At 71.6% G+C, this 606-nt stretch carries 1 protein-coding gene and 1 pseudogene; both read left to right on the forward strand.

Features of this window, described 5'->3' with window-relative positions; translation table 11 throughout:
* Positions 1-235, forward strand: a pseudogene (locus B7L92_RS28945) (MFS transporter); the annotation flags it as partial.
* On the forward strand, positions 232-606 hold a 375-nt coding region (locus tag B7L92_RS28950), incomplete at its 3' end, for a TetR/AcrR family transcriptional regulator (RefSeq protein WP_143626391.1). The pseudogene B7L92_RS28945 and the gene B7L92_RS28950, both read left to right, overlap by 4 nt.

Consider the following 606-nt stretch of genomic DNA (forward strand, 5'->3'; position numbering starts at 1 on the left):
CGACGCGGCGTACCTGGACGGGATGGACCTCGTGCTGGTGGTCTGCGGGATCGCCGCGCTGGTGACCGCGGCCCTGGTCGCGCTGTTCCTGCCGAACCCGCGCCCCGCCGCACCGCCGGCCGGACGGACCGCGGACGTACCGGACACCACCGCCCCGGACCGCCCCGGACCGGAAGCGGAATCCTCCCCGGCCATGGCCCGGGCGAAGGGGGATGGCGGACAATTGACGGCATGACCACGGCACGAACCCCTGTTCCCGAGGCGGCCCGCCACCTGGGTCTGCGCGAACGGAAGAAACTCAGGACCCGCATGGCGATCAGGGAGGCCACCTACTCGCTGATCAAGGAGCAGGGGTACGAGGCCACCACCGTCGAGCAGATCGCGGACCGCGCCGAGGTCTCGCCGAGCACCGTCTTCCGCTACTTCCCCGCCAAGGAGGACATCGTCCTCACGGACGAGTACGACCCCCTCCTGGAGGAGCTGCTGCGGCAGCGTCCGGCCGACGAACCGGTGCTGGAGTCGCTGCGCTGGGCGTTCCGCGAGGCGATGACGACGGCGCTCACCGACAACCCCGCCCACGAGCGGGAGGAGACGATCCTGCGGGCC

It is taken from the genome of Streptomyces viridosporus (assembly GCF_002078235.1).
Taxonomy (GTDB): Bacteria; Actinomycetota; Actinomycetes; order Streptomycetales; family Streptomycetaceae; genus Streptomyces; species Streptomyces viridosporus.